Below are 6,429 nucleotides of genomic sequence, written 5' to 3' on the forward strand. Positions count from 1 at the left end.
TCCAGGAAAGTGTTTCCAATCCACTCGATCATGCGAGCTGCACCTGTATATCCCATGACAGGGAAGTGGTGGAGGTTTGCCCTGTCCATGATTGGGAAGCCGACTCTGATCAATGGAATATCTTCAGCAAGTGCTATGTGCTTTCCATAGGTGTTACCGATCAGCATGTCAACAGGCTCGTTCTTTATGAGCTGGTGGAGTGTGAATAGATCTGCTCCTGTAAGGATCTGTGAGTTAGGGTACAGCGGGTGTACCATTTTTGAAACTGTTTCCTCGAACTTCATGCTCACAGAACCTGAAAGGATCACAGTTGGCTCCATTCCCATCTCAAGCACCAAGCTTGTCAGACCTTCAAGTATGTCCGGGTCACCGAATATGGCTACCTTCTTTCCGTAGAAGTGCGGGTGAGCATCTGTCATCATATCGACAACTCTTGCCCTTTCCTGTTCCAGTTCAGGTGGAATGGGGACGTTTGCAAGTTCTGCTGCCTTCATGATGAATCTATCAGTGTAGCGTACACCGATCGGTGCAGGTCCAATCTGTACTGGCATCTTGAACTTGTTATTGAATACAGTTGCTGCTGCGCCTCCTGCCATTGAGCACAGTGCGATTGTTCCCATGGAGTTTGCGCTGTCCTCAACATCTCCTATTGGTGTACCGCCCTTTGCAAAGAGTCCTCCCTCTCCGGTAAGTCCGGCATCGAAAACATCGGTCTGATCAGGGAATACAATAGTTGGGATGTTCATGATGGAGAGTATTCTCTTCATCTCGCGTATGTCTCCAGGGTCTACAAAACCTGGGATCAGGTTAAGCTTACCATTTGGCTTTGTCTTTGTGGCAAAGGTTGTAACAAATGACTTTACCATGTTGTCATAGCCTGTTACGTGGGAACCCACATAACTGGGGGTTGATGCAGCACAGAGCTTGATCGAAGGGTCAATTAGCTCTTCCATCTGTACATCTTCAATGATCTGTTTTACATCATCACCAATTGTCTCTGAGAGGCATGTTGTGTGAATTGCAACAACTTCTGGTGTGTATACTGCATCAATGTTAGCGAGTGCCTTCTTGAGGTTGGCTGCACCACCGAAAACGGCGGTTCCTTCATAGAAACTACTGGTAGTTCCTACGGTTTGTTCTCTGTAGTGTCTTGTGAGACACATTCTCAGGTATGAGAGACATCCCTGTGACCCGTGGCTGTGGGGCATACAGTTGTGTATACCCATTGCTGCATATACTGCGCCAATAGGCTGGCATATCTTGGCAGGATTAATCACCAGTGCATCTCTCTTAACTTCTTCCTTCGGTGTATAATCTAACATTTTTTATCCTCCCTTACTCTGCCTTCCATGGGGTCTTTAAGAGCTTCCAACTTGGGTTGTTCACTGCCATATCGACATCCCTTGCAAAGTTAAGTACACCTGAGAAACCGGTGTAACGTCCGCTGTAGTCGTAGGAGTGGATCTGCCTGGATGGAACTCCCATCTTCTGTGCCATGTACTTGTCCTTGATACCTGAACAGAAAAGGTCTGGCTTAAGTTCCTTGATGAGGAATTCAGTTTCGTAGTGATTGAGGTCATCCACAGCGATTGTACCATCCTTCATTTCCGGCATCATTCCTTCATAGGTCATCAGGCCAAGCTTTTCCTTGAGTTCCTTTATACGCTCTTCACTTATGGCAGGTTCAAACCCTTCCTCCATTTCGTAGTGGAGATCTTCAAGGATTCCGCTGGATGCCTTTTCCTTCAGGCCGTCAAGAATCTGTCTTCCTTCATAGTCATCACGGTGAGCAAACTGGTATCCTGCTACAACAACCTTCATGCCAAGATCTTCAAAGAGATTCTGGTAGTGGTGTGACCTGGATCCGCCGGAGTATATGAATGCTGTCTTGCCCTTGAGCTTGTTTCTGTACTTCTCAAGCTCAGGCCGGATCTTTGCCATTTCTTCTTCAATTACTTCCTCTGTCTTCTTTGTAAGTTCTGCATCATCGAAGAACTGAGCCATCTTTCTGAGTGACTTCTTTGTACCTTCAATTCCCACATAGTTGACCTTTAACCATGGGACTCCGTACTTTTCTTCCATCATACGGTTAGTGTAGTTAACTGACCTATGGCAGAGGAGGATACTGAGCTTTGCCTGGTGCGCCTTTGCAAGATTGTGGTATGAACCGTCTCCTGTAAAACTTGAAACTATGCGATATCCGATCTTCTCAAAGAGTGGCTTGATCTCCCAGAGGTCCCCGCCAATGTTGTATTCACCAAAGATGTTGATGTCAAATGGTGTTGGGTTTTCCAGCTTTTCAGTACCGACAACATGCTGCATGAGTACATTACTTGCAATGTGGTGTCCTGCTGACTGACTTACACCTCTATAACCTTCGCAGCGTAGGGACATGACCTTTACACCATGTTCCCTCTCTGCTTCTAAAGCGACTGCTTCTATGTCATCACCGATAAGTCCTACAGGGCATGTTGCACAGATTGATATTGCCCCGGGCTTGAAAATTCTCACAGCATCGTCAATGGCTGCCTTGAGCTTCTTCTCACCACCGAATACGATATCAGTCTCACCCATGTCGGTTGAGAAACAGTATTGCAAGAAGTTGTCACCGCCATTTTCTGCCTTGCCCATGTTTCTCCTGGTTCCCCAGGTATAATATCCACAGCCAATTGGTCCGTGTGTGATGTGAACCATATCCTTGATAGGTCCCATGACCACACCCTTACCACCGGCATAGGCACAACCACGGTTCGTCATTATGCCGGGTATTGTCTTGGCATTGGCCTCGATGTGATTTTCGGAACAGGAATCCTTGACAGTTAAGTGTTGCCTCCTGTCCTTTGCGACCTGCTTAGGATATATCTTCATCATCTCATCGATGATCTTCTGTGAGGATTCTATTTCAGAACTCATTCCTCATTCCTCCCTACAGTTGTCTCTCCTTCTTCTCCAGTCCTTATCCTGTAGGATTCTGGTATGTCTGTCACGAAGATTTTTCCGTCCCCGGCATGTCCTGTCTGGTTTACGCTGATAATGCGCTGGACTATCTTTTCTGCTGCCTTGTCGTCTACAACGATCGTGAACAGGCGCTTTGGAACAAAAGGTATGCAGTTCTTTGATGTGACACCCTGCTGTTCTGGAAGGGGTGGCTCGAACTCATAGCATAGTCCCTTTTGCTTTCCTCTGCCCATCACCTTTTCTACGGTGAAGGAGGGATATCCGCAATCAGAAAGTGCATCAAGAGTCTTTTGCACCTTGTTCATGCGAATTATTGCCGTGATTTCCTTCATATGGATCCCCTTCTGTTTAAAGTCCGCATTCACCGGTACGTATGGTGTATGCACTCTCAACAGGGTTCACGAAGATCTTTCCGTCTCCGTACTTACCTGTGTGAGCTGAACTCTTTATTATTTCTATGACCTTTGACTTGTTCTCATCCTCGACTACCAGCATGAGCATTGTCTTTGGAAGCTCGTCGAACTGTACCTCAGCTGTGTGAATACCTTTTTGCTTACCTCTTCCAAAGACATCTGTCTTGGTAAGGGAAACAAAACCTTCCTTCTCAAGAGCCTCGACGATATCAGTTATCTTGTTTGGCCTGACTATTGCACGGATCATTTGCATTTGTTTTCACCTCAGAGTTCAACAATTCCGAATTCTACCATCATTGCTTCCAAGTCCTCCATTTCCATTGGCTTTGGAACCACGAACAGGTCATTGTTCTCGATGTTGCTGGCAAGTGTAAGATATTCCTGTGCCTGGCCACAATCAGGATCGAAGTCGATAACTACCTTTCTGTTGATCTCAGCACGCTGTACAATATTATCTCTTGGTACGAAGTGGATGAGCTTGCTTCCAAGCCTCTGTGCAAATGCTTCGAGAAGTTCGCGTTCTCCATCTACCTTTCTGCTGTTGCAGATGATTCCTCCAAGGCGTGCACCGCCCTTTGCATACTTCTGGATACCCTTGCAAATGTTGTTTGCTGCATAGATGGCCATGAGTTCTCCGCTGGCAACTATGTATATCTCCTTTGCCTTTCCCTCACGGATTGGCATTGCGAAACCACCACATACTACATCACCAAGTACGTCATAGAAAACGTAATCAAGGTCTTCTTCATATGCACCAAGGTTTTCCAGCAGGTTTATTGATGTGATAATTCCTCTTCCTGCACAACCGACACCTGGTTCAGGTCCTCCTGATTCGACGCACTTTATTCCTCCAAATCCTGGTTGCAGGAGCTTGTCGAGTTCGATGGATTCGTCGCCTTCTGACCTTAATGTATCAAGTACTGTCTTCTGGTTAAGGCCTCCAAGAAGCATTCTTGTTGAGTCGGCCTTAGGGTCACATCCCACTAACAGTATCTTCTTTCCCATTGTTGCAAGTGCTGCTGTGAGGTTCTGGGTAGTTGTTGACTTCCCGATTCCTCCCTTTCCATAAATTGCTACCTGACGCATTGATTTCACCTTGGTTTTTAGTATGTTTGTACTATATTATTTCCTGTTTTTTATTGTTTATAGTACATCGGAATCCTATGTACTAGATTAACATATATAAACATATCTCTAAAAGCGCTTTAACATTTACTATTTATGTAAGGATAATATACATTTATAACTAAAAATAAGTAAAAAATTTAATTTAACTTAAAATTTTATTGCGATATTTTGTGCCACCGATCAACTACAAAACACCATTACGGACAAAGTTTATATTTTGTGGCATAGGAAAAAACACTTCACGCATAAAAATTTAACATCTTATTTCCCATTCATGGAAATTTATTTATATATCATAGGAGGTAAGACAAAATATATTAATTATGTATTATTCATTTTCTAACATGTCCTTAATTAAACTATGGCTATAGGCTTGATCAAAATAAAGAAAAGTGTATGCCGTTCTATGTATTGTATGTCATATCATCTCTTTGGACCTCGGTTTATGTAAAATCGATCGATATGAGATAAAATGAAAATAATAATTTCAAACCAAACAGGAATCTTTGCCAACGTCTCGCCGCAGTTCATGTTCTGTCTGAAACAATATGTCTTTTGTTGTCAGTAATATCTCTTATCTCTTTTGTAAGGCACTTCATGGTTGCAATTGTGTCCTCGATTTGTAAAAAATAAGTCAGAGGGTACTACAAACTAAATTCTTATATATGTTCGGATCAAACACTACTCCTAAATATTAGTGAGGGGTGTTAGTGAAAAAGATCCTGATATTGCATAGCTCTGTAAACGAAGTACCAAACTTGCTTCAACAACTTAAAAATAATGGTTATTTTGCTTCCAGTAGTCTCTTATCTCAAGGAAATATAATAGAGGAGATCAAAAGAAGGCAGTATGATGTTGTTTTACTGGCAGTATCAGAAGGGTCGATTAGAGCTATAAAACAAAATAAATCTTTATGTAAAGTCGCCGATCTTCTTCCCGTAGTCTTGGTTGCCTCTTCGGTAGATGATCGTTCTTTGGGATCAATGGATAACTTCTGCCTATCTGGCTGTTTGGCAACACCTTTCTCGGACGAACAATTGCGGTCAACGGTCGAATTTGTCTGTCACAATCATAAGTTTTCGAAGAACTGTACTTCTCAAATGAAAAAGATTTTGCAAGAACGTGAGCGAAGTCACGCTATGCTTCTGTCGAATCTGCCTGGGATGGCATACAGATGTGATAATGACTGGAAATGGACGATGAGATTCGTTTCAGAGGGCTGCAAGAAATTAACAGGTTATGAACCGGAAGCTCTTCTTAACAACCGTGAGCTTTCGTTCAATGAACTGATAAATCATGAAAACAGGGAACGTCTCTGGCAGAAATGGCAGGAAGCACTTGCAAGGAAAGAAACCTTCCAGGACGAGTATACCATAACCACCGCCAGTGGAGAAGTAAAATGGGTGTGGGAGCAGGGTAAGGGAGTTTATGACGATGATGGGGGCGTGATCGCTCTCGAGGGCTTCATTACTGACATCACTAAGCGCAAGCTTATGGAAGAGGCACTTACTGAGAGTGAGTCACGTTATCGTAGCCTTTTTGAAAATACACACTCGATGATGATGCTCATAGACCCGCAAACAGGTGCCATCGTAGATGCTAATCCCGGAGCAGTGTCCTTTTATGGGTGGACACGTGAAGAGTTCCGGCATAAGAATATCAATGAGATCAATACGTTATCTGCTTCAGAAATAAAAGAAGAAATGGAACTTGCTAGCAAAGAGGAGCGTAATACTTTTTTTTTCAGGCATCGTTTGGCTGATGGTTCCAAAAGGGATGTGGAAGTTTCCAGCGGTCCTATCTGGGTCAAAGGAAGAATGCTACTTTATTCAATTATTAATGACATCACTGAACGTAACAGGATCGAGCAGGAACTTCTCTTAAGCCAGTTCTGTATAGAGCATTCGGCAATAGCTATATTCCGCATTGA

General features: G+C 43.6%; 6 protein-coding genes. 1 reads left to right on the top strand and 5 read right to left on the bottom strand.

Translation table 11 applies throughout. The annotated features are described in order from the left end of the window. From nifK to nifH, 5 genes are all read right to left on the bottom strand, one after another. Window positions 1-1,322: nitrogenase molybdenum-iron protein subunit beta (nifK, locus tag ACCM36_RS05995; RefSeq protein WP_370572844.1), on the bottom strand; the 1,322-nt coding region annotated here is incomplete at its 3' end. Between the two features lie 13 nt (window positions 1,323-1,335). Beyond that, a complete protein-coding gene (gene nifD, locus ACCM36_RS06000; protein ID WP_370572845.1) occupies window positions 1,336-2,913 on the bottom strand; it encodes a nitrogenase molybdenum-iron protein alpha chain in 1,578 nt (525 codons plus the stop codon). Then, window positions 2,910-3,290 carry a P-II family nitrogen regulator gene (locus ACCM36_RS06005; protein WP_370572846.1) on the bottom strand — a complete coding sequence of 127 codons (381 nt, stop codon included), beginning with the start codon at window positions 3,288-3,290 and terminating at the stop codon, window positions 2,910-2,912. Before ACCM36_RS06005 ends, nifD begins: the two co-directional genes overlap by 4 nt. Window positions 3,291-3,306: 16 nt before the next feature. Beyond that, window positions 3,307-3,624: a P-II family nitrogen regulator gene (locus ACCM36_RS06010; RefSeq protein ID WP_370572847.1), complete on the bottom strand. Its 318-nt coding sequence runs from the start codon at window positions 3,622-3,624 to the stop codon at window positions 3,307-3,309. 11 nt (window positions 3,625-3,635) lie between these two features. Continuing rightward, window positions 3,636-4,457: a nitrogenase iron protein gene (gene nifH, locus ACCM36_RS06015; protein ID WP_321419579.1), complete on the bottom strand. Its 822-nt coding sequence runs from the start codon at window positions 4,455-4,457 to the stop codon at window positions 3,636-3,638. Window positions 4,458-5,599: 1,142 nt separating this feature from the next. On the opposite strand from nifH, the gene ACCM36_RS06020 reads away from it, so the two are divergent. Further along, window positions 5,600-6,429 (top strand): PAS domain-containing protein (locus tag ACCM36_RS06020; protein ID WP_370572848.1); only part of this gene is annotated, 830 nt, incomplete at its 3' end.

Origin of the sequence: Methanomethylovorans sp. (assembly GCF_041305605.1) — an archaeon.
Lineage (GTDB): Archaea > Halobacteriota > Methanosarcinia > Methanosarcinales > Methanosarcinaceae > Methanomethylovorans.